1 protein-coding gene is annotated in these 346 nt (G+C 30.3%); it reads left to right on the top strand.

Annotated features, from left to right (window positions below; all coding sequences use genetic code 11):
• Nucleotides 1-98: 98 nt before the first annotated feature.
• Nucleotides 99-346 (top strand): restriction endonuclease (locus RCF13_RS18455; protein WP_308141444.1); only part of this gene is annotated, 248 nt, incomplete at its 3' end.

The raw sequence follows: 346 nt of genomic DNA on the forward strand, positions 1-346 counted from the left end.
AAATATTTAGAAACAGGACTATTTTATGCTTAGAGGAGAAATCTCAAATACAATTTGTTATTATTAGGTTAAAACATAATAGGATAGGAGATAATAAATTGAGCAATTTTGATATTTCTCAGCTTGATTGGAAAGATATTAATTGGAAAAATTTCGAGAAATTTATCTACTATGCATTGGAACGAGAAGGATTCAAAGATACTGAATGGTTTGGAGTTTCTGGTGGGGATAATGGAAGAGATATTTGTGCTACTACATATGAAGAGCTTCCATTGAACCTAAGCTATAAAAGGCGTTGGATTTTTCAATGTAAAAAGTGGTCAAAGTTACCAAATAAAGCGTTAAT

The sequence above is a fragment of the Stenotrophomonas maltophilia group sp. RNC7 genome, from assembly GCF_030910085.1.
GTDB lineage: Bacteria > Pseudomonadota > Gammaproteobacteria > Xanthomonadales > Xanthomonadaceae > Stenotrophomonas > Stenotrophomonas sepilia.